Annotated in this window: 22 protein-coding genes; 17 read left to right on the forward strand and 5 right to left on the reverse strand. The window is 64.1% G+C overall.

Annotated elements, in window-relative coordinates; all coding sequences use genetic code 11:
- Window positions 1-22 precede the first annotated feature (22 nt).
- Together Q2M23_RS01525 and Q2M23_RS01530 are read left to right on the forward strand one after the other, a co-directional pair.
- Complete coding sequence (locus Q2M23_RS01525; RefSeq protein ID WP_057015064.1) at window positions 23-838, forward strand: ABC transporter ATP-binding protein; 816 nt, start codon at window positions 23-25, stop codon at window positions 836-838.
- Window positions 838-1,623, forward strand: a complete 786-nt coding sequence (locus tag Q2M23_RS01530; RefSeq protein ID WP_057015065.1) for an ABC transporter permease — start codon at window positions 838-840, stop codon at window positions 1,621-1,623. The genes Q2M23_RS01525 and Q2M23_RS01530 overlap by 1 nt, the downstream gene beginning before the upstream one ends.
- Here the strand turns inward: Q2M23_RS01530 and Q2M23_RS01535 are convergent.
- A complete protein-coding gene (locus Q2M23_RS01535) occupies window positions 1,620-2,453 on the reverse strand; it encodes a helix-turn-helix transcriptional regulator (RefSeq protein WP_253589655.1) in 834 nt (277 codons plus the stop codon). The genes Q2M23_RS01530 and Q2M23_RS01535 overlap by 4 nt on opposite strands.
- A gap of 92 nt (window positions 2,454-2,545) precedes the next feature.
- Here Q2M23_RS01535 and Q2M23_RS01540 point away from each other — a divergent pair, with 92 nt between their 5' ends.
- Entirely contained in the window at window positions 2,546-3,430 is an 885-nt protein-coding gene (locus Q2M23_RS01540) for an SDR family oxidoreductase (RefSeq protein WP_316393833.1), read from the forward strand.
- 72 nt (window positions 3,431-3,502) lie between these two features.
- Here the strand turns inward: Q2M23_RS01540 and Q2M23_RS01545 are convergent, their stop codons facing one another.
- Complete coding sequence (locus Q2M23_RS01545) at window positions 3,503-4,828, reverse strand: 4Fe-4S binding protein (RefSeq protein ID WP_057015068.1); 1,326 nt, start codon at window positions 4,826-4,828, stop codon at window positions 3,503-3,505.
- A gap of 220 nt (window positions 4,829-5,048) precedes the next feature.
- A complete protein-coding gene (locus Q2M23_RS01550) occupies window positions 5,049-5,498 on the reverse strand; it encodes a cupin domain-containing protein (protein ID WP_253639119.1) in 450 nt (149 codons plus the stop codon).
- Between the two features lie 191 nt (window positions 5,499-5,689).
- Here Q2M23_RS01550 and Q2M23_RS01555 point away from each other — a divergent pair, with 191 nt between their 5' ends.
- The 13 genes from Q2M23_RS01555 (at window position 5,690) to Q2M23_RS01615 (ending at window position 19,451) form a co-directional block, all read left to right on the forward strand.
- Entirely contained in the window at window positions 5,690-6,736 is a 1,047-nt protein-coding gene (locus tag Q2M23_RS01555; protein ID WP_316393838.1) for an ABC transporter substrate-binding protein, read from the forward strand.
- 45 nt (window positions 6,737-6,781) lie between these two features.
- Window positions 6,782-7,438 (forward strand): NUDIX hydrolase, encoded by a 657-nt coding sequence (locus Q2M23_RS01560; RefSeq protein ID WP_316393840.1) that lies wholly within the window; start codon window positions 6,782-6,784, stop codon window positions 7,436-7,438.
- A 15-nt stretch (window positions 7,439-7,453) separates the two neighbouring features.
- Window positions 7,454-8,218 (forward strand): substrate-binding domain-containing protein, encoded by a 765-nt coding sequence (locus tag Q2M23_RS01565; protein ID WP_316393842.1) that lies wholly within the window; start codon window positions 7,454-7,456, stop codon window positions 8,216-8,218.
- Between the two features lie 176 nt (window positions 8,219-8,394).
- On the forward strand, window positions 8,395-9,705 hold the full coding sequence (locus Q2M23_RS01570; protein ID WP_076824302.1) for an ABC transporter substrate-binding protein: 1,311 nt from the start codon (window positions 8,395-8,397) through the stop codon (window positions 9,703-9,705).
- Between the two features lie 22 nt (window positions 9,706-9,727).
- Window positions 9,728-10,501 carry an ABC transporter ATP-binding protein gene (locus tag Q2M23_RS01575; protein WP_316393844.1) on the forward strand — a complete coding sequence of 258 codons (774 nt, stop codon included), beginning with the start codon at window positions 9,728-9,730 and terminating at the stop codon, window positions 10,499-10,501.
- Window positions 10,502-10,505: 4 nt separating this feature from the next.
- On the forward strand, window positions 10,506-11,210 hold the full coding sequence (locus Q2M23_RS01580; protein WP_092090331.1) for an ABC transporter ATP-binding protein: 705 nt from the start codon (window positions 10,506-10,508) through the stop codon (window positions 11,208-11,210).
- 232 nt (window positions 11,211-11,442) lie between these two features.
- Window positions 11,443-12,324 (forward strand): branched-chain amino acid ABC transporter permease, encoded by an 882-nt coding sequence (locus Q2M23_RS01585; protein WP_283069752.1) that lies wholly within the window; start codon window positions 11,443-11,445, stop codon window positions 12,322-12,324.
- Window positions 12,321-13,331 (forward strand): branched-chain amino acid ABC transporter permease, encoded by a 1,011-nt coding sequence (locus Q2M23_RS01590; RefSeq protein WP_229190073.1) that lies wholly within the window; start codon window positions 12,321-12,323, stop codon window positions 13,329-13,331. The genes Q2M23_RS01585 and Q2M23_RS01590 overlap by 4 nt, the downstream gene beginning before the upstream one ends.
- Window positions 13,297-14,238, forward strand: coding sequence for a polyphosphate kinase 2 family protein (locus Q2M23_RS01595; protein ID WP_057015076.1), 942 nt, complete (start codon window positions 13,297-13,299; stop codon window positions 14,236-14,238). Before Q2M23_RS01590 ends, Q2M23_RS01595 begins: the two co-directional genes overlap by 35 nt.
- Window positions 14,239-14,261: 23 nt before the next feature.
- Window positions 14,262-15,344 carry a phosphatase PAP2 family protein gene (locus tag Q2M23_RS01600; RefSeq protein WP_316393849.1) on the forward strand — a complete coding sequence of 361 codons (1,083 nt, stop codon included), beginning with the start codon at window positions 14,262-14,264 and terminating at the stop codon, window positions 15,342-15,344.
- A gap of 409 nt (window positions 15,345-15,753) precedes the next feature.
- Window positions 15,754-17,313: a 2-isopropylmalate synthase gene (locus Q2M23_RS01605; RefSeq protein ID WP_038383406.1), complete on the forward strand. Its 1,560-nt coding sequence runs from the start codon at window positions 15,754-15,756 to the stop codon at window positions 17,311-17,313.
- Between the two features lie 318 nt (window positions 17,314-17,631).
- Window positions 17,632-18,624 carry a LysR substrate-binding domain-containing protein gene (locus tag Q2M23_RS01610; RefSeq protein WP_092090324.1) on the forward strand — a complete coding sequence of 331 codons (993 nt, stop codon included), beginning with the start codon at window positions 17,632-17,634 and terminating at the stop codon, window positions 18,622-18,624.
- Window positions 18,625-18,812: 188 nt separating this feature from the next.
- On the forward strand, window positions 18,813-19,451 hold the full coding sequence (locus Q2M23_RS01615; protein ID WP_316393851.1) for an HD domain-containing protein: 639 nt from the start codon (window positions 18,813-18,815) through the stop codon (window positions 19,449-19,451).
- A gap of 115 nt (window positions 19,452-19,566) precedes the next feature.
- Here Q2M23_RS01615 and mobA read toward each other — a convergent pair whose 3' ends face one another.
- Window positions 19,567-20,199, reverse strand: a complete 633-nt coding sequence (mobA, locus tag Q2M23_RS01620) for a molybdenum cofactor guanylyltransferase MobA (RefSeq protein ID WP_253589662.1) — start codon at window positions 20,197-20,199, stop codon at window positions 19,567-19,569.
- Window positions 20,192-21,076, reverse strand: a complete 885-nt coding sequence (locus Q2M23_RS01625) for a formate dehydrogenase accessory sulfurtransferase FdhD (protein WP_283069765.1) — start codon at window positions 21,074-21,076, stop codon at window positions 20,192-20,194. Before Q2M23_RS01625 ends, mobA begins: the two co-directional genes overlap by 8 nt.
- Window positions 21,077-21,260: 184 nt before the next feature.
- Here Q2M23_RS01625 and glp point away from each other — a divergent pair, with 184 nt between their 5' ends.
- Entirely contained in the window at window positions 21,261-22,514 is a 1,254-nt protein-coding gene (gene glp, locus Q2M23_RS01630) for a gephyrin-like molybdotransferase Glp (protein WP_253589663.1), read from the forward strand.
- Window positions 22,515-22,533 lie beyond the last annotated feature (19 nt).

A 22,533-nucleotide genomic window follows, 5' to 3' on the forward strand; every position in this document is an offset into this window, starting at 1 on the left:
AGTTCGGGAGGGATGCGTGGCGATGACGGAGCCGACGGCGGTCGCGCTTGACAGTGCGACGGTGGCGTTTCGGTTGGCGGATGGACGCGTCTATACCGCGGTCGAACGGGCCAATCTTTCGGTTGATCATGGCGAGTTCGTCGCCATTGTCGGTCCGACCGGATGCGGGAAGTCGACGCTGCTGAACGTCACGGCTGGGCTGCTCAAGCCCGCGGCCGGAACGGCAAGGATCTTCGACAAGCCGCTGAGCGGCCTCAACCGTGATGCCGGCTACCTGTTCCAGGCCGATGCGCTGTTCCCCTGGAAGACCGCGATCGACAATGTCGCGATCGGGCTCGAGATATCAGGCACGCCGCGCGCCGAGGCGCTCGCGCGCGCGCAGAAATGGCTGACCTCGGTCGGGCTCGGCGCCTTCGCCAATCGCTATCCGCACATGCTGTCGGGCGGCCAGCGCAAGCGTGTTGCGCTGGCGCAGGTCCTGATCCGCGATCCGAAGATCCTGCTGATGGACGAGCCGTTCGGTCCGCTGGACGCCCAGACCCGGCAGATCATGGGCAATCTGCTCTTGGAATTGTGGAGCGCCGACCGCAAGGCGGTGCTGTTCGTCACCCACGATCTCGAGGAGGCGATCGCGCTAGCCGATCGCGTCGTGATCATGTCGGCCGGTCCTTCCGCGCGCATCATCGGCGACTGGCGCATCACGCTGCCGCGGCCGCGCGACATCGCCGAGATCCGGATGGAGAAGGATTTCCATGCCCTGCACCGCGAGATCTGGGGCGTGCTGAAGGACGAGGTGATGAAGGGTTATGTCCAGTCGACGCAGGCGGGAGCTGCCTGATGTCGCGCGTCACACTGTTGTCCCTGCAGGTTCTGGTCGCCGTCGTCACGCTGGCGCTGTGGCAGGTCTTCTCCACCGTGTCGGTGTTCGGCAAGGTGCTGTTGCCGCCGTTCTTCTTCTCCAATCCGCTCGACGTCTTCAGCCAAATCGTGAAATGGTTCTCGACCGGGGTGATCTGGAAGCATCTCGCGATTACGCTGTGGGAATCCATCCTCGCCTTCGTGATCGGCTCGGCCGGCGGCATTCTGGTCGGCTTCTGGTTCGCGCGGCAGCCGCGCGTCGCCGCGGTGTTCGATCCCTATGTGAAGATGGTCAACGCGCTGCCGCGCGTGGTGCTGGCGCCGATCTTCGCGCTGTGGTTCGGGCTCGGCGTCTGGTCCAAGGTCGCGCTCGGCGTGACCTTGGTGTTCTTCATCGTGTTCTTCAACGTCTACCAGGGCGTCAAGGAAGTGCCGACCACGGTGCTCGACAATGGCCGCATGCTCGGCATGAACGAGCGGCAGCTGATGCGCCACGTCTACTGGCCGTCGGCGCTGTCCTGGATGTTCTCCTCGCTGCACACCTCGGTCGGCTTTGCCGTGGTCGGCGCGGTGGTCGGCGAATATCTCGGCTCCGCCGCCGGCCTCGGCTACCTGATCCAGCAGGCCGAGGGCGTCTTCGACGTCGCCGGCGTGTTCGCGGGCATGTTCGTGCTGTCCGCCTTCGTCATCCTGATCGACATGGGCGTGACGATGGTCGAGAATCGGCTGCTGGTGTGGCGGCCGACGCCGGTGACGCATGATTAGGGTACTGCCTCGATCAACCCGCGGATATTCTCCGTCACCTCCGGGTCAATCGGATTGTAGACGATCATGCTGAGGTCGGGCCGGCCATCGACCGCGAACGCCGAATATTCGAACTTGACCTGACCCAGGATCGGGTGCCGCAGCTGCTTGACGCCCTCGCCATGGGCTCGCACGTCATTGTCGCGCCACAGCGCCGCGAATTCCGGGCTGAGCCGGCACAACTCGTCGACGAAGGGTTGCACCTCGGCAGCTGCGCCGGCGCGCGCAGCGTCCACCCTGAAGGCGCCGACCACGAAGCGCGCCACGCTGGCCCAGTCATGTTGTGCCGCGCGGACGCGCGGATCGAGGAACATGAAGCGCAGCACGTTGCGCTCGCGCGCCGGCAGCGATCCGTAGTCCGTCAGCATGACGGTCGCGGCCCGGTTCCAGGCGACGATATCCCAGGTTGCGGTGCGTATCACGGCGGGGCGCGGCTCCAGCGCGTCGAGCACGCGCTGCAGCCGGGGGGTGACGCCTTCGCTCTTCTGGTAGCGCACCTCGGGCGTGCGGCCGAGGCCGAGCAGGAACAGATGCTCGCGCTCGACATCGGTCAGCATCAGCGCACGCGCGATGCGGTCGAGCACATCGGCCGAGGGCGCGCCGCCGCGGCCCTGTTCGAGCCAGGTGTACCAGGTCGCGCTGATGTTGGCGCGCTGCGCCACCTCTTCGCGGCGCAGGCCCGGCGTGCGCCGCCGCTCCGGCGGAAAGCCGAACACGGCCGGATCGAGCTTGCTGCGGCGGTCCTTCAGGTAGGCGCCGAGCAGGTTCTCTTGCGCGAGCGGTTCGCTCATCCTGTTAGCTATTATACCATGATAAGGTCACTACTTTAACAGGATAGCGCGCGGGGCCAGATTTGTCTCCAACGAAACCTGGAGACTTCCTCATGCGTGTGTTCGTCACTGGTGCCACCGGATTCATCGGCACGCCCGTCGTCAAGGACCTGATCGCCGCCGGACATCAGGTTCTTGGTGTGGCCCGTTCGGACGAGGGGGCGAACGCGATCTCTGCCATTGGCGCGGAGGTTCTTCGCGGCTCGCTCGAGGACCTTGATAGCTTACGCAAGGGGGCGAGCGCTTCGGATGCTGTCATTCACCTGGGCTTCGTTCACGACTGGTCTAATTTCGCGAAGAGTTGCGAGATCGACCGCCGCGCCATCGAAGCGCTGGGTTCTGTTCTGGCCGGATCGGACAGGCCGCTGATCGTGACCGGGGGCTTGGCGGGATTGGCCGCGCCCGGCCAGATCGCGACTGAGGACCAAACGATATCGCCGGATTTCTCATTTCCCCGTGTGTCGGAACAGACGGCCCTGTCGCTAAAGGGCGTCCGCGCGTCGGCCATGCGTCTTCCCCAGGTCCACGATCCCGTCAGGCAGGGTCTCATCACCCCCTTGATCGCGGTGTACCGCGAAAAGGGCGCGTGCGCCTATCTCGGCGATGGGCAAAATCGCTGGCCGGCGGCGCATGTTCTCGACGTGGCGCGTCTCTACCGGCTGGCCATCGAAAAGGCTGAGCCGAACGCAAGGTATCACGCCGTCGCGGAAGAGGGGGTCTCGATGCGCGATATTGCCGAAACGATCGGACGGCGGCTGAAGCTGCCGGTCAAATCCATCGCCCCGCAAGAGGCGCAGGCCTTCTTTGGCTGGCTCGGCACGTTCGCGGCATACGACATGGCGGCTTCCAGCGAGCAGACGCGCGGGAAGCTTGGATGGCAGCCGACCGGGCCGGGGTTGATTGCCGATCTCGAACAGCTGATCGATTCCGCGCAGTAAGAAGCAGCGCAGTAGGATGCGTAGGGTGGGATAGCCGAAGGCGTAAGCCACCCTACGCACCTACGCTGCGGCTCAGAGCGGGAAGCACCGCATGTAGGCGGCGAACAATGCTTCGTCGCTGTAGCTCACCAGCTTCGCGGCAATCGCGTCGGCCAGTTCGAGGTCGCGGTTCTGCACGCGCAGCCAGGCCTGGGTATCGGCGGTGATGGTCAGAGCCGCCTCTCCGACATGCCGTCCCGGCACGACCTGGAGATCCTTGCCCTTGATCGCAACGGTCATGTCCAGCGCGCTCGTGCCGGTGAAGCGCAGATGCGTCACGAAATCCAGACCTCGGGCCCTGCCGCGCTGGAATCCGAGCGAGAGCGAAAAGATATAGGCCTGCAGGCTGCCGGTATGGCGGCCAGACGTGACATGCTGAAGTTTTTTGTGCGGAAAGCGCCGCGTCACCGTGTCCTCGGCGTCGGTATCCGGGATCACGTAGACGAACTCGTCCTTGTCGATCAGCGGCTGCACCACATCGGAGAAGTGGGCGTCGCGATCGTGGAGGAAGGGGCCGATCACGTCTTCGCCGGCCGGGCAAGCCGAAATGCAATAGGCCGCCTTGTAGCCAGGCTTGAACGACAGCGATTGCCAGATGTTTAGCGTCTCGGTGCGGGGAACGCGGGCGCGATAATCCCTTGCGTCCTTTGCATCCGCGACCTTCTCCACCCACTGCGAGAAGTTGCCGAGAAAGTCGTGATAGTTGTGGGTGTGGCAGGACAGGAAATCGAAGCCGCCGTCCGGCTTGATGGCGCCGACCGGGCAGGCCGCGACGCACAGTTTGCACTCCAGGCAGGGATTGTAGTCGATCGGGTGGTCATGCGCGTCGACCTCGCATCCGAGCAGGATGGTGCCGAGCAGGACGAAGCTGCCGAATTTCGGGTGGATGACGCTGCGATGGATTCCCATGCGGCCGAGACCGGCTTCCACCGCTATCGGCTTGTGCTGGACCATCATGATCCTGGGCAGGTCCATCTCCATCGGGAACGCGGCAACCGAGTTGCAGGCCGGGATGCCGTGCTCGTCGAGCGCGCGAACGATGGCACGCGCGGTTTCGTTGACGTGATCGTAGGTGCTGTGGAATTCCTCGTTGGCGACCGAGCGCGAGGGCGAGCGCACCGGCTCGCGGTTCATGTGGCAGACGATCGCGAGCAGGGAGCGCGTCCGGCCATAGACCTTGCGAATGAAGTCCCGCTGCGGCGCGATGGCGGCCCGTTCGAACTCGATGATGCCGACATCATCGGCTCCGCATCTGCGCGCGATGTCCTTGATCAGTTCCGATGAAACCGGGACGTCGCGGACCGGTTCGCTGCTGCGAGCGCGCACAGCCCTGACCGTGGGGTGATCGTCCAGGCTCATGGGTCTAGCTTTCTATTAAATGACGATCGTCATACTATGGAGCGAACGAACTTGGGGCAAGTGAATTATCTGTCAAGTGTCATGTCATGGAACCGGCGCCGGCGCGCGCGCGACTTTCGTCATTGCGAGGAACGAAGCGACGAAGCAATCCATGGGTCCGCCTATCCGGAGAGATGGATTGCCTTCGCTTCGCTCGCAATGACGTTGAGGATGGCCGTAATCAATCCAGCAGCTTGGTATCATCCGGCGCCTGCGGCGGCGTCTTGATCGCGATGGCCTTGATGGCGCGGCCGTTCGGCTTGGTGCCGCCATGCGGCGTGCCCTTCGGGATCACGATCAGGTCGCCCGGCTTCACCGTCACTTCCTTGTCGCCGAGCCAGACTGTGCCGGTGCCTTCGAGGACGAACTGCATCTCGTTGGTGTTGGGATGCATGTGCTTCGGCACATTGCCGTCCTGGATAGAGACGGTGGCGCCGTCGGCGGAGACGAACATCTTGGAACGGAAGCCGACCTTGTTGGCGTCGCCGAGCTTGTCGCCCTCCATCTCGCCGGTGTGGATGACCCGCGCCGTGATGTTTTCGGCGGCGAGCGCCGGCCGCAGCAAATGGGTGATGCCACAGCTCGCGGCAAAGGCGGTAGCGATCGACAGCGCGGTTGCAATACGATTCATGAAGACCTCCCTTGATGTTTCCCTTGAAGTATTCTTGGTACTTATGGTTTTGGCGCTTCTTCTGCGTTTTCTTGTATCCGCGATGCTATGCCGCCCCCCCCCCCCCCGCAGGCTTGACCAGCTGTCGGAAAGTCGCCTTCTCAAGGCCTGCCGGCTCCTCTATCTTGCCGGCCAGTCGAACGGAGGACGTCATGAACAAACTGCTTGGCAAGCTTGCCGGAATGCTGCTGGCGCTGACCCTGTCCACGGGCCTTGCCGCGGCGCAAAGCAAGATCACCATCGCGGTCGGGGGCGGCGCTTGCCTGTGCTATCTGCCCACCGTGCTGGCCAAGCAACTCGGCGAATACGACAAGGCCGGGCTCGCGGTCGAACTGGTCGACCTCAAGGGCGGCTCGGATGCGCTCAAGGCCGTGCTCGGCGGCAGCGCCGACGTCGTCTCCGGCTATTTCGACCACTGCGTCAATCTTGCGGCCAAGAAGCAGGAGCTGCAGGCCTTCGTGGTCTATGACCGCTATCCCGGCCTCGTGCTGGTGGTGTCGCCGAAGCACACCGGCGAGATCAACTCGATCAAGGATCTCGCCGGCAAGAAGGTCGGCGTCAGCGCGCCGGGCTCCTCGACCGATTTCTTCCTGAAATATCTCTTGAAGAAGAACGGCCTCGATCCTACGGGCACCGCCGTAATCGGCGTCGGCCTCGGCGCCACTGCGGTGGCCGCGATGGAGCAGGGCCAGATCGACGCCGCCGTGATGCTCGATCCTGCCGTCACCGTGCTGCAGGGCAGCTACAAGGACCTCAAGATCCTCAGCGACACCCGCACCCAGCACGACACGCTTGCGGTGTTCGGCGGCGAATATCCCGGCGGCGCGCTGTATTCGACCGCGGCCTGGGTCAACGGCCACGAGAAGGAGGTGCAGGCGCTGACCAATGCGATCATGGCGACGCTGGCCTGGATCCATTCGCACAGCGCCGAAGACATCATGGCCAAGATGCCCGACGAGCTCGTCGGCAAGGACAAGGCGCAGTATCTCGCGGCCCTGAAGAACACGATCCCGATGTATTCCGAGACCGGCAAGATGGACCCCAAGGGCGCAGAGGCGGTGCTCGCGGTGTTCAGCGAAGGGTCACCCGATGTCGCGAAGGCCGGCATCGACGTCACCAAGACCTACACCAACAAGTTCGTCGACCAGGTCAAGAAGACGAAAGTCGGAGGCCAAGCGGTCTTAGGAAGACAACTATAACACTCAACTCCTTGGCTCACAGAACGACATGGCTACGATCCGACTTTGCAGCGGCGTCCCTGGCCGTTTGCGGACGAGCGGCGCGTCGAGATCGACGCGCATTTCGCCGAGCAGCAGCGGCTGAACCCGAACCTGTGGAACGGCCGTGTGCTGCTCGGGCGCGATCCGGTCTTCGCCGGCGAGCGGCTCAGCGCGAGCTATTTCGAGACCGATTTCGCGAGCTTCCTCGCCTGGCGCGACTGGGGCTTTCCGGACAGCGAGGTGTTCAACGGTTTCGGCATGGGGGCGCTGCTCGCCAGCGACGGCGCCTTCGTGTGCGGGGTGATGGGCGAGCAGACCGCGAATGCCGGCCGCATCTATTTCCCGTCAGGGACGCCCGATCTCGACGATATCAGGGGCGACACGGTCGATATCGCCGGAAGCGTGATGCGCGAACTCGAGGAGGAGACGGGATTGTTGCCATCGGATTGCCGCGGCGACGCCGATTGGCACTGCATCTACACCGGGCCTGCGCTTGCGATGATGCGGATCCTGCGCGTCGATATGCCCGGTGACGCGCTGCGGGCGCGGATCGAGGCCAATCTCGCGCGCCAGGCAAATCCCGAGCTTGCGGGCATCCATCTGGTGCGCAGCCGCGCCGATCTCACTCCCGCAATGCCGCGCTTCGTCACCGCATTCATCGAGACGCAGCTGCCGGCCTAGGCGAAGGAATGCGCAATGACCGAGCAAGGCACCGCTGCCGCTGCGTCGACACCGGCAATCGCCGATGGCCCCAACACGATCAAGGTCATCATTTCGGGTGGTTTCGCTACGGTCTACCGCGACGTGCTGCCTGAATTCGAGCGAAGCACGGGCATCGGGGTGGAGACCGGATCGGGCGCGTCGGAGGGCACCGGTCCGAAGACGATCAGGCAGCAGCTTGCGAACGGCACCAAAGCGGATGTGGTGATCCTTTCGCGCGAGGGGCTTCGAAGTCTGACCGAAGACGGCCGAATTCGTGCGGGATCGGAAGCCGGACTGGCGACGGCACCTTTGGCCGCGGCGGTTCGAGCAGGCTCTCGCAAGCCGGACATCGGCAATGATGTCGCGCTCACGAAAGCCTTGATCGATGCCGGCCAGGTGGTGGCGCCGAGCAGCACGAGCGGGCAGTACGTCCGCGACAAGGTTTTCCCCAGGCTGAACTTGCCGGACACGGTCAGGCTCACCCTCGAGGCGCGCGGAACCGAAGCGGCCGAAGCGCTGAGAGCAGGCAAGGCAAATCTCTCGATCGGCCCGACCAGCGAACTGGTTCAGGAGGGTGGCATCGAAGTTGTCGGTTTGTTGCCGCCAGATTTCCAGCTGGTCCAGACCTTCACGGCCGCGATCGTCAGCGACGCGCAAGCGCCGGAAGCCGCCAAGCGCCTGATCGATTTTCTTGTCTCGGACAGCGATATCTTGCTCGCGGCCATCAAACGGGCCGGCATGGAACGGCCCCGCGGATAAATTGCCGCTGCCACGCGCGCGCCCGAGCACCGTGCGTCGGCACCGTTCCGCCGAAACTTTGCGCAAGCCTGCGCGGTGCGGACGCAGCCATCGCGCTTGACATCATCGGCCGCTCCCCCTGTGATAGGGCGGCACGACAACAAAAAATGCAGTGCACAATCTCTGGGGAGGGATTCATGCCGGTCAGGAGGGCTGCCCGCTGGCTTGCGGGTCTATCTGTCGCGCTTGCGGCGCTTGGTGTGGCCAATGCAGCGCATGCGCAGGACAAGAAGATCAAGATCGGCGTGATCTTCGATTTGACCGGCCCGCTGGCCGGCGGCGGCTCCGAGCTGCAATACACCGGCGTCAAGATCATGCTCGACCATTACGCCAAGACCGGCGTCGAGGGTTACAAGGTCGAGGCCGTCTATGCCGACGCGCAGAGCAAGCCCGACATCGCGATCAACGAGGCCGTCCGGCTGCTCGAGCAGGAAAAGGTCGACATGGTGATGGGCTTCTTCTCCTCGGCGCAATGCGTGCCGGTGTCGGCGCGGGTCGAGCAGATGAAGAAGTTCATGTGGATCACGACCTGCATTTCCTCCGGCGTGTTCGACGGCAAGAACTACAAATACGTGTTCCGTCCGCAGGCCGCCGGCAACCAGTACGGCATGATGACGACCGACTTCATCGCGCAATACTCCATGTCCAAGTTCGGCAAGGAGCCGAAGGATCTCCGCGTCGCCATCATCCATGAGGACGGCGCCTATGGCGTCGACGTCTCCAAGGGCAATGAGGCCGGCGCCAAGAAAGCCGGCTTCAACATCGTGCTCAAGGAGGGTTATTCGGCGACCGCGCCCGATCTGTCGGCGCTGGTGACCAAGCTGAAGCGCGCCAAGCCCGACGTGATCTTCCACACCGGCTACAATCCGGACATTACCCTGCTGTTCCGCCAGGCCCGCGAGCAGGGATTGAAGTTCGGCGCCATTGTCGGCCATGGCGCGGGCTACGGCGTCTACGAAAAGCTGAAGGAAGGGCTCGGCACCGACGCCAACTATCTCTTTAACACCGACCCGATCTCGATCTGGCTTGCCAACCAGAAGAACATGGATCCCAAGCTGCCGCCGGTCATCAAGATGGTCGGCGAGGAGTTTGACCGGCTGAAGCCCGGCGTGCCGATCCGATCCGCCCATGTCGGCATCGGCGCGGCCAACGCCTATGTCTTCCTCGACGACGTCTTGCCGCGCGCGATCAAGAAGTATGGCGGCGTCGATCCGGATGCGCTGCGCAAGGCCGCGCTCGACACCGACATACCCGAGGGCGGCACCATGCTCGGCTACGGCGTGAAGTTCTACGGCGAGGGAGAGCAGTATGCCGGGCAGAACGCGCGCTCGTTCCCGGTGGTGCTGCAATATATCGACGACAAATCCTATGTGGTGTGGCCGAAGAGCCAGATGCAGCGCGAGACCGAGCTGCCGCTGCCGGCCGGCACCACCTACAGCTACAAATAGCTCGCTCGCGAAGGGAACTGCCGTGCTCGCCGTCGAAGGCCTGGTCAAGCGGTTTGGCGGCTTTCGTGCCGTCAACAACGTGTCGTTCCGCGTCGAGCAGGGCGAGATCCTCGGCCTGATCGGCCCGAACGGCTCCGGCAAGAGCACGATCTTCAACATGCTGTCGGGCACCTTGCCGCCGACCTCCGGCTCGATCCTGTTCGACGGCCACGAGATCGCGGGGCTCGCCCCGCACCGGATCATCAACCGTGGCATCGGCCGAACCTTCCAGATCCCGCGGCCGTTCCGTCGCCTCAGCATCTTCGAGAACGTCGTGCTCGCCGGCTTCTACGGCCAGGGCCGCCACAGCCGCGGCAAGGCCGAGGAGGCGGCCGAGCGGGCGCTCGCGATGGTCGGGCTGCCGACCGATCGTCACGCCAGCGTCGAGGGCCTGGGCGCCGCCGGGTTGAAGAAGCTCGAGCTCGCCAAGGCGCTCGCCACCGGCCCGAAGCTGTTGCTCGCGGATGAGAGCCTTGGCGGCCTTGACGAGGCCGAGATGGACCAGGCCGCCGGCATGCTGCGCCGGATCCGCGACGAGCTCGGCATCACCATCATCTGGGTCGAGCACATCATGGGCGCATTGATGCGCGTGGTCGATCGCGTGATGGTGCTCGATCACGGCGAGAAGATCGCCGAGGGCCTGCCGGCCGATGTCGCCGGCGACGCAAGAGTGATCGAGGTCTATCTCGGCACCGATGCGGATGCGAGCCTCGCAGCCGCGGCCGCAGCCCAGGCGCGGCGCCGGATCGGGGCGTGAGCGCATGCTGGAATTGAAATCGATCGACGCGGGCTATGGCAGCTTCCAGGCGCTGTTCGACGTCAGTCTCGACGTCAAGGCGGGCGAAGCGGTCGGCGTGATCGGCCCGAACGGCGCCGGCAAGACCACCCTGATGCGGGTGATCTCAGGGTTGATCCGCCCGATCAGGGGCACGATCGCGATGGAAGGCGTGAACGTCATCGCGACACCTCCGCATCGCATCGTCAGCCTCGGGATCGCGCATGTGCCGGAAAATCGCCGGTTGTTTCCCCGGCTCACCGTCGCCGACAACCTGAAGATGGGCGCCTACATGCCCGGTGCCCGCGCGCATTACGCCGAGCGGCTGGAGTTCGTGTTCGAGCTGTTTCCGCGCATGAAGGAGCGCCAGCACCAGATGGCCGGCACGATGTCGGGCGGCGAGCAGCAGATGTGCGCGATCGGCCGTGCGCTGATGTCGAACCCGAAACTGCTGCTGCTCGACGAGCCGTCGGCCGGCCTCGCGCCGGTCGTGGTGCAGCAGGTGTTCGAGCTCGTCAAGCGCATCCGCTCAAGCGGGCTGACGGTCCTGATCGTCGAGCAGAACGTGCAGCAGGTGCTGCGCGTGGTCGACCGCGCCTATCTGCTGGAAGCCGGCAGCATCCGCGCCGCCGGGTCAGCGGCGGAGCTCGCGGCGAGCGACACCATCAAGCAGGCGTATCTCGGGGTGTGAGGGGGTAATGATCGTGAATCGAGCAAGCGCACTCACATATTTCCCCGCCATCCCCGGACGAACGCGTTTGCGTTCGCTCGGGAGGTGCGCGCTCTTGCGCGCCTCGAAGGATGAATCGGCCACAGACGGGCCGTGCATCCTTCGAGGCTCGCTCCGCTCGCACCTCAGGATGACGGTTGCGCTAGTTCGAGTTCGGCCAGATGACGACGCCTCGGTCTAAGGCAGAGCCACCATGCAATCCTTCCTCGACGTCTTCGACATCTACCTGCTGGAGGCCGTCATCAACGGCATCCTGCTCGGCGGCGTGCTGGCGCTGCTTGCGCTCGGGCTCAACCTGATCTTCGGCGTCATCGACGTCACCTGGATCTGCTACGCCGAACTCGTCATGATCGGCATGTACGGCATGTACTATCTCGTGCAGTATTACGGCCTGCCATACTGGGCCGCCGCGCCGCTGGTGATCCTGCTGGTGGCGCTGCTCGGCGCCGCGCTGCATTTCTTCGTGATCGCCCCGCTCCTGACCGCGCCGCCGATCAACCAGCTGCTCGCCACCGGCGGCGTGCTGTTCATCCTGCAGAGCTTTGCCACCGTCGCCTTCGGCATCGACTTCCGCAATCTCGGCATCCGCCTGCCGGTGCTCGCGCTCGGCGAGATGAATTTCAGCTACGCGCGATTGCTGTCGTTCGCTGCCGCGCTGCTCGGCATGATCGGCGTCTATCTGTTCCTGACCCGCACCTTCACCGGCACCGCGATCCGCGCCATCGCGCAGGACCGCCAGATCATGCCGCTGATGGGCGTCGATCCCAAGCGCATCTATCTCGTCACCTCGGCGATCGGCGGCGGGCTCGCCGGCCTCGCCGCCTGCCTCCTGGTGTTGCAATATGACGTGCATCCGTTCGTCGGCCTGTCATTCGGGCCGATCACCTTCCTGATCTGCGTGCTCGGCGGGCTCGGCAATTTCATCGGCGGCTTCATCGCCGCCTTCGTGTTCGCCGAGATCATCTCGCTCGGCGGCCTGTTCTCCGATCTCGAATGGGGTTACGTGCTGGCCTTTGCCTTCTTCATCGTCATGATGTTCATCCGGCCCGCGGGCCTCCTGGCGAGGCGCTCGTGAACAGGCAAGCCGCCGGCTGGATCATCGCGCTGATCGCGCTCGTCGCGGTGCCCTTTGTGCATCGCGATCCCTATCATCTGCACGTGCTGGTGCTGATCCTGATCTGGTCGTTCGCCTACACCTCGTGGTCGATCATGGGGCGCTTCGGCCTGGTCTCGCTCGGCCATGGCGGCTTCATGGGCATCGGTGCCTATGTCACCGCGCTGCTGTGGAACCATCTCGGCGTGTCGCCCTGGATCGGCATTCCCCTCAGCATGGCAACCGCCGGCGTGCTCGCGCTCGTCGTCGCCTATCCCTGCTTCCGCTTCCGCATCACCGGGCATTATTTCGTGCTGGTGACGCTGGCGCTGTCGGGCATCGTGCTGCAGGTCATCACCGCGACCCGCGACTATACCGGCGGCTCGCTCGGCTACACCCCGCGGCGCGCCCCGAGCGGCAAGGGGCTGCTCGCGCTGCAATTCGACGAGAAGACCACCTGGTATCTGATCGCGCTCGCGGTCTGGATCACAGGCCTCGTGATCTGGCGCGCGATCGATCGCAGCATGATCCGCCATGCCATGGAGGCGATCTCGGAAGACGAGGATGCCGCCGCCGCCGCGGGCGTCAACGTCACCGCCGAGAAGCTCAAGATCACCCTGATCAGCGCGCTGATGACCGCGCTGTCGGGCGCGCTCTACTGCCAGTACCAGATGTTCATCTCGCCCGACACGGTGAGCGGCATCGCGGTCTCCCTGCAGATGGTGTTCGCGGCGATCGTGGGCGGCGTCTATGTCGCGCTGGGACCGACGGTCGGCGCCGTCATCACCATCGTGCTGGCCGAGGTGTTGCGCATCTCTTTCGGCACCAAGGCGGTCGGCTGGGACAATCTGGTCTATGGCGTACTGCTGGTGTTGTTCATCATCTTCCTGCCCAAGGGCATTCTTGGTAGCGTGATCGACCGGATCAAATCGCCGCGCAAGCCGTCGAGAAGCCATGAGCAACAAACCGTCCCCATCGCTCGCCGATGAACTGAAGCCCTTCGTCGCGCCGTTCCGCTTCGACGGGTCGGGCGAATTTCACCTCAAATCGTATCCGACCGCCGAGAAGGGCGGCATCGACAAGGACGCCGGCGGCAAGATCATCGAGGCCAACCGCAAGCGGCTCAACGACTTCCAGGAGAAGCTCTACGCCCAGGACCGCTGGTCGCTGCTGCTGATCTTCCAGGGCATGGATGCCGCCGGCAAGGATTCCGCGATCAAGAGCGTGTTCGAGGGCGTCAATCCGCAGGGCTGCGAGGTTTCCTCCTTCAAGCAGCCTTCGACCAGGGAGCTCGACCACGACTTCATGTGGCGCGCCATGATCGCGCTGCCGGAGCGCGGCCGCATCGGCATCTTCAACCGCTCCTATTACGAGGAGTGCCTGGTCGTGCGGGTGCATCCGGAAGTGCTCGACAAGCAGAAGATCCCGAAGAAGCTGGTGACCAAGAACATCTGGCGCGAACGCTTCGAGGACATTGCGTCGATCGAGCGCTATCTGTCGCGCAACGGCACCGTGATCCTGAAATTCTTCCTCAACGTCTCCAAGGAGGAGCAGCGCCAGCGTTTCCTCGACCGGCTCGAGGAGCCGGCCAAGAACTGGAAGTTCTCGATGGCCGACGTCGCCGAGCGCAAGCTGTGGGCCAAATATCAGGCCGCTTATCAGGACATGATCCATCACACCGCAACCAAAGAGGCGCCCTGGCACATCGTGCCGGCCGACCACAAATGGTTCGCCCGCGTCGTGATCGGCTCGACCATCGTCAACGCCCTCGACGGGCTCGACCTGAAATTCCCCGAAGTCGACAAGGCCGACTTGAGCGAATTCAAGCGCGTCCGCGCGGCGCTGGAGGCGGAAGGCAAGGGCGGGGCGGGCGAGAAGACGTCTGCAAAGAAGTAGGCGCCGCGTCCCATGTTTGTCGCATGCGGATATTCCCAGCGCGTACCGGCCGCTCGCAAGGCAATCTTAATGAATTGACGCAACATGGGGGTATGGCAACCACAGATTTAGCGACAGGCAGTCACAACCCGAACGATGACGCACTGAGGGGCGTGCTATGGGCGCCTGTCCTGCTGTTCCTGGCTGGTTGCTTTGCTGCCTTCCATTGGTCCGGATTCCGGCACGTCGATGTCAATTGGGCCGGCTATGGCGGGATGGCAGCGATCTTGCTCAGCGCCTACCTCGTGACAAAGGGACTGCGAATCCAATTCGTCCAATTGTTCATAAACTGCTGGTCGCAGAATCTGGTGGTTGCGATCGCCGCGACGATGTTGACCTATGCCGCCGCGACAGTCGGCCGTCCCCTGATCGACGACCAATTGCTGCGTGCTGATCAGCTGATCGGATATGATTGGAGAGCTTATGCGGGGTTCTTCGCGGGCTCGGACACGATGGTCCGCTTCGTGAGCGAATTCTATAACTCGATTTTTTATCTGCCCAACGTTGTGATCCTGGCGCTGGCCATCAAGAAGGATGTCAAGACGCTTGAGAAATTCATCCTGGCGGCGATCATATCACTGCTGCTGACGATTGGGATTTTTGCCCTGGTTCCGGCCACCACGGCGTGGACCCATCTGCATCTCAGCGATACCGAGATATCCTCGTTCCGGAATTTGCCGCTGTCGTCCGACGGCTGGATCGATGAGCTGATCCGGATTCGCGAAGGAAGCCTCAGAAGCCTGCGCAATTTCCAGGGCAAGGGACTGATCGCGTTTCCTAGCTTCCATTGCGCGGCAGCCCTGATCCTGATCTGGGCAAGCTGGAACATCCGCTGGCTGCGCATCCCGATGACGCTCGTCAATCTGGGCATGATCCTGGCAACGCCGATCGTCGGCGGTCACTACGTCGCGGACCTGATCGGCGGTCTGGTGATCACGATCGTGTCCGTGATCCTCGCTGGTTGGCTTCACACCTGGATGCTGCGGCACGTGGCTGTGGTCCGGCGAGGAGCATGGGCGATGATACCCGCGGTGCAACGAGCTGAGCCCCGGGCGGAAGTCAGGTGAGGGCGATCGCGCCCCAGCCATGCGATGACGATAGGTCAATCCACCTGACCATCTTTACCCATTGCGGCAGCTTGCCATAATCGTCTAGAACGACGGCGCACAGCGCGTTCCGGCAACCAACCGTCAATGGTTTTGGCCGAGGATTTTGGCGCTCAACAGGGTCTGGCAATGCTGATTCGCGGCCAAATTGATGGGATTTCAGGGGAGGTGGCCCAGGCTACCGCCGCGATCCCTGCCGCAGCGCCCACCCTGCTTATTGGCGGCCTTCTTCTTACCTGCCCCTGAGGGCCGGCTGGGCGTTTGCGCCTGGGCACTCAGGGGTTTGTACGAGATCACCGAACCCTGATATCGCCCAAGTAATTGCTCAAGGAGCAACATGACGGGCGCAAAGCTTAAAGGAATTTCTGACATGGCCACCGCGAACAAGTCCGAGAAGGACCGCGTCATCATTTTCGACACCACCTTGCGCGACGGCGAGCAGTGCCCCGGCGCCACCATGACCTTCGAGGAGAAGCTCGAGGTCGCCGAACTCCTGGACGACATGGGCGTCGACGTCATCGAGGCCGGCTTCCCGATCACCTCGGAAGGCGATTTCCAGGCGGTCAGCGAGATCGCCCGCCGCTCCAAGAACTCGGTCATCGCGGGCCTGTCCCGTGCCCATCCGGCCGACATTGACCGCTGCGCCGAAGCCGTGAAGTTCGCCCGCCGCGGCCGCGTCCACACCGTGATCGCGACCTCGCCGCTGCATATGCGGGTGAAGTTGAACAAGACCCCCGAGGAGGTCATCGAGACCTCGGTCGCGATGGTCGCGCGCGCCCGCAACCAGATCGACGACGTCGAATGGTCGGCCGAGGACGGCACCCGCAGCGAGATGGACTATCTGTGCCGGATCGTCGAAGCGGTGATCAAGGCCGGCGCCACCACGGTGAATATCCCCGACACCGTCGGCTACACGGTGCCGGAGGAATACACCCACTTCATGCGCACGCTGATCGAGCGCGTGCCGAACTCCGACAAGGCGATCTTCTCGGTGCATTGCCACAACGACCTCGGCATGGCGGTCGCGAACTCGCTGGCCGGCGTCGTCGGTGGCGCGCGGCAGGTCGAGTGCACCGTCAACGGCATCGGCGAGCGCGCCGGCAATGCCGCGCTGGAAGAGATCGTGATGGCGATCAATGTGCGGAACGACAAGTTTCCGTTCTGGAACAAGATCGACACCACGCAGCTCACCCGCGCCTCGAAGGTGGTGTCCGCGGCCACTTCGTTCCCGGTGCAGTACAACAAGGCGATCGTCGGCCGTAATGCGTTCGCGCATGAGAGCGGCATCCATCAGGACGGCGTGCTGAAGGACGCCTCGACCTACGAGATCATGCGGCCCGAGATGGTCGGCCTGAAGCAGTCCTCGCTGGTGCTCGGCAAGCATTCCGGCCGTCACGCCTTCATCCACAAGCTGGAGGAGATGGGCTACAAGCTCGGCGCCAACCAGCTGGAGGATGCCTTTACGCGGATGAAGGCGCTGGCCGACCGCAAGAAGGACATCTACGACGAGGACATCGAGGCGCTGGTCGACCAGGAGATGGCGGCCGCCCACGACCGCATCAAGCTGACCTCGCTGACCGTGATCGCCGGCACCCATGGCCCGCAGCGCGCGACCATGAAGCTCGACGTCGACGGCCAGATCAAGATCGAGGAGGCCGAGGGCAATGGCCCGGTCGATGCCGTCTTCAACTGCATCAAGCGCCTGGTGCCGCACGAGGCCAAGCTGGAGCTCTATCAGGTGCACGCGGTGACCGAAGGCACCGACGCGCAGGCCGAGGTCTCGGTGCGTCTGGCCCATGAAGGTCGCTCGATGACGGCCCGCGCCGCCGATCCGGACACGCTGGTCGCCTCCGCAAAGGCCTATCTCGGCGCGCTGAACAAGATCGTGATGAAGCGCCAGCGCGACGTCCCGGCCAAGGCTGCGGGCTGACGAGCGCGGTCGACCGACAGGTTGAAAAGCGGCGCCCTGGCGCCGCGTTTTTCGTTTGGGCGTGCAGATCTAGAGCGAGAGTCCTCCGTCAGTGCGAGCGTAGCGAAGCAATCCATTTCTCCGATTCCTGATAGATGGATTGCTTCGTCGCTTCGCGCCTCGCAATGACGGCGGTAGTTGGCCAGATTGGAATAAAATTAGACCATTTCGGTTACCGTTGGAATCATTTACCAATATTCCGCTCCATCCCGCATTGCTTTGGAATCTTCCGCGCCATCTCCAGCGCTACGCTGCGTTCTTTCCCGGGGAACGCCGTCCATGCCGATCTCCTCCATCGTGACAGACCTTCCGCGCGCCGCCACGCCGGCGGAGACCGCGCTGACGCGCCGGGTCGACCTGACAACGCTTCGCCTGTTCGTCGCGGTCTGCGACGAACAGAACCTCACCCGCGCCGCGCAGCGCGAGGGGATCGCGGCGTCGGCGGTGTCGAAGCGGATGAACGATTTCGAGCTGGCGTTCGGCGTTACGCTGTTCAAGCGGCTCGCCAAGGGCATGGCGCTGACGCCGGCCGGCGAGGCGCTGCTGCACCACGCCCGGGTGACGCTGCTCAATGTCGAGAAGATCGCGGTCGAGCTGTCGGAATATTCGCAAGGCGTGCGCGGCCATGTCCGCATGCTCGCCAATCTCTCGGCGATCGTGCAATACCTGCCCGAGGATCTCTCCGCCTTCTTCGCCGCGCATGAATTGCTCCGCGTCGATCTGCAGGAGCGGCCGAGCGGGCAGGTGGTGCGCGGCATCGAGGAGGGCGCGGCCGAGATCGGCATCTGCTCGGCCGAGGCCGACAGCCGCGCGCTCGAGGCCTTCCATTATCGCTACGACAATCTGGTGGTGGTGATGCGCGCCGACCATCGGCTGGCCGGCCGCGAGACATTGCTGTTCACCGAGACGCTCGATTTCGACCATATCGGCTTGCACACCGCGAGCTCGATCTATCTGCGCTCGCAATATGCGGCGACGCAAGCCGGCAAGGCGATGCGGCTGCGCATCAATGTGCCCGGCTTCGATGCGGTCTGCCGCATGGTGCAGGCCAATATGGGGCTCGGGCTGATCCCCGACCGCGCCTTCGAGGTGGTCGGCGCCGGCATGGGCCTTCGCGCGATCCCGCTGCGCGACGATTGGGGACGGCGCGAGCTGAAGATCGTGGTCCGCGACACCGCGCATCTGTCAGCAACCAGCCGTCTGATGCTGGACTATCTGCGGGCGGCGGAGGCGGGGAGCGTGGCGCGGATAGGCGTGGCGCAGGTGCGCTGAGCCGGATATTGCACCAGCCTCACGATCTCCCTGCAGAATCTTCATGCAGCCGGGGCCTTCCGGTTGCCGCTTCGCGGGTTAGGTAGTGGTACGATTCACTGTAGCGGAGTGCCGGCGCGCATGAATCGTGACGCCATTGGCCGTCCAGTGCATGCATCCGGGACGCTACACAGGGCAGGAGTGCGATGATGGCGGACACGATTTCCGGCATTCGAATCCCGGACAGCAAGATCGCGCGGGAGGCCGCCGAGTTGGTGCGGCAATATGAGACCGAGATGTTGTTCAATCACTCGGTCCGCGTGTTTGTGTTCGGCGCGCTCAAGGGTGCCAGGCAAGGTCTGAAGTTCGACGCTGAACTGCTTTATGTTGCCGCGCTGTTTCATGATCTCGGCCTTGTCGAACATTTTCATACCGAGACCAAACGGTTTGAGGTCGACGGCGCCGATGCGGCGCGCAAATTTCTCAGGAGCCACGGCATCGCCGAGCCCAAAGCGGACCTGGTGTGGGAGGCGATCGCCTTGCACACCACGCCCGGCATTCCGCAATACATGCGGCCTGAAATCGCGCTCACCAATGCAGGCGTATTGGTCGATGCCGTCGGCGTCGGATACGATGATTATACCGCCGAGCAGCGCGACGTCGTCCTTGCCGCGTTGCCCCGCGGCGATTTCAAGAACGAGTTCATCGAGGTTCAGACCTGCTCGGCCCTGAAGAAGCCGCAGACCACGTTCGGCACTGTCAATTTCGACTTCGTCGCGGAGCGCGATCCCACATTTCACAGGCCGAACGCCTGCACCCGGATCCGCAACACGCCGTGGCCGAGCTGAGTGGGGCGGCGGACGTTAGAGCGTTTTCGAGCGAAGTGGACGCCGGTTCGCGTGAAGAAAACGCGTCAAAACAAGAATCTAGAGCTTCGGTTCTGATTCAATCAGAACCGATGCTCTATCCGCCGTCGAGCGCGGCGAGGCGGTCGGCTTCCGCGATGTCCTCGACGGTGTTGGCATTGAAGAACGGATCGAGCGGCTCGGTCGGCCACTCGACCGTTGCGAGCGGATAACGCGCGGTCCAGCGGTCGATCTTGCGCACGTCCTCGACGACCAGCGCCTTGCGCAACTCGTTCCGCAAGCGGACGCTCCAGAGACCGATGACGGGATGCGTCTGCCCGCCGGATGAAGCGACCGCGAGCTCGGCATTCACGGCCGCGCGCGCTTGCTCCAGGCGCGTGACGAGGTCGCGCGGCAGAAACGGACAGTCGCCCGCGGCGCTCAGCACCCATTGCGCATCCGGCCGGTTGGCGGCGGTCCAGTCGAGCGCGACCAGGATGCCGGCGAGCGGACCGGGATAGTCGGCGACATCGTCGGCGACGACCGGAAGGCCGAACGCGGCGAAGCGCGCCGGGTCGCCATTGGCGTTGATGATCAGCCCACTGCATTGCGGAGCGAGACGGTCGATCACCCGTTGCAGAATGGTGCGGCCCGCGATCTTGCGCATCGGCTTGTCGCCGCCGCCCATCCGGCGCGCGAGGCCGCCGGCGAGCAGCACGCCCGGGATGCTAGTCCCCGGAATGTCAGTCATTGTCGGTCTCGCCCTTGCGCTTGTGACGCATCGATTCCTCTTCGACATAGTCGAGGTTCTGGTCGTAGACGATCCGCTCCTCACCGGACAGCGCGATGAAGCGCTTGCCGCGGGCGCGACCGACCAGCGTCAATCCGACCTGCCGCGCCAGATCGACGCCCCACGCCGTGAATCCGGAGCGCGAGACCAGGATCGGGATCCCCATCCGCACCGTCTTGATCACCATCTCCGAGGTCAGCCGGCCGGTGGTGTAGAGAATCTTGTCGGCCGGATCGACATTGTGCCGGTAGATCCAGCCCGCGATCTTGTCGACGGCATTATGCCGGCCGACATCCTCGGTGTAGCACACCGGCGTCGCCTCCTTGCACAGCACGCAGCCGTGAATGGCGCCGGCTTCCAGATAGAGCGAGGGCATCGTGTTGATGGTGTGCGTCATCCGGTAGAGCCAGGAGGTTCGCAGTTCGGCCTTCGGCAGCGCGACCTTCTCGACGGCTTCGAGCAGGTCGCCGAACGCCGTGCCCTGGGCGCAGCCCGAGGTCTGGGTGCGCTTCTTCAGCTTGGCCTCGAAATTGGTGTGGTGCGCGGTACGCACCACGACGACCTCGAGATCGTCGTCATATTCGACCTCGGTGACGACGTCGTCATATTTGAGCATGTTCTGGTTCAGCAGGTAGCCGAGCGCGAGGTATTCGGGGTAGTCGTTGATCGTCATCATCGTGACGATCTCCTGCGCGTTGAGGTACAGCGTCAGCGGCCGCTCGACCGGCACCTTGATCTCGGTCCGCGTGCCGGTCTGATCGACGCCGACCACGCGCTCCGTCAGGCGCGGATCGTCCGGATCAGGAACAATGATGGGAGCGGTGGTTTTCTCGGGCACTGCTTGACGTCCAGATGGGTTCACATGGCAACGCAGCTAGGGATATAAGCACGTTCGGAGACTGACTGGCGACTCTCCGCCGCGTCGCGGGAACTGCCATCGATCGGTCCGGCTTTAAGGATAACGCCGCAGTTCGCGATCCGGGTCGAACAAATCTTGTCGATGGCGAGGACTGAGGGAGATCATGGCGCAGCTTTCGGACGACTGCTTCGCATTCGGCGGACCGATGATGTCGGTCGATGAGGCCGTCGCGATCATCGCCGCGCGGGTCAAGCCTGTCGGCGAGACCGAAGCCGTTGCCCTGGTGGATGCGGACGGACGCATCCTGGCCGGCGACATTGTTGCGCCGCTTGCGCTGCCGCCGTTCAAGAATTCCGCCGTCGACGGCTACGCGGTATCCGGCGCGGACCTGCCGGCGAGCGGCGAGCGCGCGTTTCCCGTTGCCGGACGGGTGCAGGCGGGCGCGTCGGCGCAGCCGGCGCAGGCGGGCCAAGCGGTGCGGATCTTCACCGGCGCGCCGATGCCCGATGGCACCGACACCGTGTTCATGCAGGAAGACGTGCGGATCGACGATTCCGGGCGTGTGATCCTGCCGTCCGGCCTCAAGGTCGGCGCCAATGTGCGCCCCAGCGGCGAAGACATTCCGCGCGGCCACGTCGCGCTGGCGGCGGGCCGGCGGCTGCGCCCGCAGGATATCGCGGTCGCTGCGGCCTTTGGGCTCACCACGCTCGATGTGGTGCGTCGGCTTCGCGTCGGGGTGTTCTCGACCGGCGACGAACTAGCCGCGCCCGGCAGCGCGCGCGCCGAAGCGCAACTGTTCGATTCCAACCGTTTCATGCTGATGGCGATGCTGCGGCGGCTCGGTTGCGAGGTCGGCGATCTCGGCATCCTGCGCGACGAGCGGGCCGAGCTCGCCGCGGCGCTCAAGCAGGTCGCGCGGCGCTACGACCTGATCCTGACCACCGGCGGGGTCTCGACCGGCGAAGAGGACCACGTCAGGGCCGGTATCGAACAGGCCGGCTCGCTGGTGCTGTGGCGGATGGCGATCAAGCCCGGCCGCCCGGTGGCGATGGGAATCATCGACGGCACCCCGCTGATCGGCCTGCCCGGCAATCCGGTGGCGAGCTTCGTCACCTTCGTTCATGTCGTGCGGCCGACCGTGCTGGCGCTATCGGGCGCTGTGCCGTCCCCCTTGCTGTCGATGCCGGTGCGGGCGGCCTTCAGCTACAAGAAGAAGAGTGGGCGGCGCGAATATGTCCGCGTCTCGCTGCGACGGGCGACGGACGGTACGCTGGAAGCGAACAAGTTTCCTCGCGAGGGAGCCGGTCTGCTGTCGTCGCTGATCGAGACCGATGGACTGGTCGAACTCGGCGAGTCGGTGGTGCGGGTTGAACCTGGCGATGCCGTCGGCTTTCTCGGCTACGCCGACCTGCTGTGAGAGCTGAAACGCGGTCGGG

The sequence above is a fragment of the Bradyrhizobium sp. 33ap4 genome, from assembly GCF_032654765.1.
Classification (GTDB): Bacteria; Pseudomonadota; Alphaproteobacteria; order Rhizobiales; family Xanthobacteraceae; genus Bradyrhizobium; species Bradyrhizobium australafricanum.